Source organism: Pseudomonas sp. TWP3-1 (assembly GCF_049896625.1).
Classification (GTDB): Bacteria; Pseudomonadota; Gammaproteobacteria; order Pseudomonadales; family Pseudomonadaceae; genus Aquipseudomonas.
Genome location: NZ_JAFCUQ010000039.1, coordinates 1,874 through 3,472, shown reverse-complemented (window position 1 = coordinate 3,472; position 1,599 = coordinate 1,874). Strand labels below are relative to the sequence as shown.

At 49.4% G+C, this 1,599-nt stretch carries 2 tRNA genes and 1 rRNA gene (1 of these 3 running past the window's edge); all 3 read right to left on the bottom strand.

Annotated elements, in window-relative coordinates:
• Positions 1-1,163, bottom strand: a 23S ribosomal RNA gene (locus ACP7BN_RS27615); it reaches 1,823 nt to the left of the window's first position.
• Between the two features lie 248 nt (positions 1,164-1,411).
• Positions 1,412-1,487, bottom strand: a tRNA-Ala gene (locus ACP7BN_RS27610).
• A gap of 27 nt (positions 1,488-1,514) precedes the next feature.
• Positions 1,515-1,591 (bottom strand) — tRNA-Ile (locus tag ACP7BN_RS27605).
• Positions 1,592-1,599 lie beyond the last annotated feature (8 nt).

Genomic DNA, 1,599 nt, shown 5'->3' with positions numbered 1-1,599 from the left:
GATGATACCCGTAGCTTCGGTGTATGGTTTGAGCCCCGTTACATCTTCCGCGCAGGCCGACTCGACTAGTGAGCTATTACGCTTTCTTTAAAGGGTGGCTGCTTCTAAGCCAACCTCCTAGCTGTCTAAGCCTTCCCACATCGTTTCCCACTTAACCATAACTTTGGGACCTTAGCTGACGGTCTGGGTTGTTTCCCTTTTCACGACGGACGTTAGCACCCGCCGTGTGTCTCCCATGCTCGGCACTTGTAGGTATTCGGAGTTTGCATCGGTTTGGTAAGTCGGGATGACCCCCTAGCCGAAACAGTGCTCTACCCCCTACAGTGATACATGAGGCGCTACCTAAATAGCTTTCGAGGAGAACCAGCTATCTCCGAGCTTGATTAGCCTTTCACTCCGATCCACAGGTCATCCGCTAACTTTTCAACGGTAGTCGGTTCGGTCCTCCAGTTAGTGTTACCCAACCTTCAACCTGCCCATGGATAGATCGCCCGGTTTCGGGTCTATTCCCAGCGACTAGACGCCCTATTAAGACTCGCTTTCGCTACGCCTCCCCTATTCGGTTAAGCTCGCCACTGAAAATAAGTCGCTGACCCATTATACAAAAGGTACGCAGTCACCCAACAAAGTGGGCTCCCACTGCTTGTACGCATACGGTTTCAGGATCTATTTCACTCCCCTCTCCGGGGTTCTTTTCGCCTTTCCCTCACGGTACTAGTTCACTATCGGTCAGTCAGTAGTATTTAGCCTTGGAGGATGGTCCCCCCATATTCAGACAAAGTTTCTCGTGCTCCGTCCTACTCGATTTCATGACTAAGAGATTTTCGCGTACAGGGCTATCACCCACTATGGCCGCACTTTCCAGAGCGTTCCGCTAATCTCAAAGCCACTTAAGGGCTAGTCCCCGTTCGCTCGCCACTACTAAGGGAATCTCGGTTGATTTCTTTTCCTCAGGGTACTTAGATGTTTCAGTTCCCCTGGTTCGCTTCTTGCACCTATGTATTCAGTACAAGATACCTAACTTATGTTAGGTGGGTTCCCCCATTCAGACATCTCCGGATCAAAGTCTGTTTGCCGACTCCCCGAAGCTTTTCGCAGGCTACCACGTCTTTCATCGCCTCTGACTGCCAAGGCATCCACCGTATGCGCTTCTTCACTTGACCATATAACCCCAAGCAATCTGGTTATACTGTGAAGACGACATTCGCCGAAAATTCGATAATACTCAAAACTGAGTAACTCACAAATTTTACCTTAGCCTGATCCGTTACCAGTGAAAGTAACGTTCAGTCTATCTTTCTATCACATACCCAAATTTTTAAAGAACGAACTAGTCAAAGACTAGAAATCAACATTCACCATCGCATCGATGGAATGCTCATTTCTAAGCTTTAATACGTAGAAGCAGTAGTGGTGGAGCCAAACGGGATCGAACCGTTGACCTCCTGCGTGCAAGGCAGGCGCTCTCCCAGCTGAGCTATGGCCCCGTATTTCTACAGGTTCCCACACAAAATTGGTGGGTCTGGGCAGATTCGAACTGCCGACCTCACCCTTATCAGGGGTGCGCTCTAACCAACTGAGCTACAGACCCAATTTCGA